Source organism: Aeromonas sp. QDB14 (genome assembly GCF_027707845.1).
GTDB lineage: Bacteria > Pseudomonadota > Gammaproteobacteria > Enterobacterales > Aeromonadaceae > Aeromonas > Aeromonas caviae.
Window position 1 is genome coordinate 1 of the sequence record NZ_JAPCJD010000211.1, and the last position, 666, is coordinate 666.

1 pseudogene is annotated in these 666 nt (G+C 63.2%); it reads left to right on the forward strand.

Annotated elements, in window-relative coordinates:
• Positions 1 to 75: 75 nt before the first annotated feature.
• A pseudogene (locus PG887_RS22550) lies at positions 76 to 477 on the forward strand (DJ-1/PfpI family protein); the annotation flags it as partial.
• Positions 478 to 666 lie beyond the last annotated feature (189 nt).

Sequence of the window (666 nt, forward strand, 5' to 3'; positions counted from 1 at the left end):
GGGGTGACGTGAGCGCGTTAAGGATCAGGGTGTTCACGTTGGCCGGAATGGCTGTTCAACTTCGCCGGAATACGCAAGCTGACCACCCGTGACTTCGATGCCATGGTCGTGCCGGGCGGTCTGCCCGGCAGCGAAGTGATCCGCGACACCCCCCTCGCCATCGACCTTCTACGGGAGCAGGCAGGCCTCGGCCGCTGGCGCGCCGCCATCTGCGCCGCACCCGCCGTGGTACTGCACCATCACGGCTTGCTGGGGGATGCGAGCACCACCTGCCATCCGGGCTTTCAGGCCCGTCTGCCCGCGACACAATTGAGCACGGCGCGGGTAGTGACCGATGAAGCCCATCGCCTGATCACCAGCCAGGGCCCGGGTACCGCTATCGAGTTCGCTCTCGAGATAGTACGGGTACTGCGAGGTGACGAGGCCGCCCGTAAGGTGGCCGGTCCCATGATCCTCCCCCCTTCGGTATCGCCATAACCGCATCGGGCACTCCGATGAAAGCGACAGAGCCCCCTTGCCAGTGGCAAGGGGGCTCTGCTTTGGAGGCTCAGACTGTATGGAGATGGTCCTCACCTGACAGGTAGAATATGGCGTTGTTGATCAAATCCGTCGCTGGATGGCCGTTCCCCAACCCGTTGATACCACTCAATTCACTGGCTGGCGAAC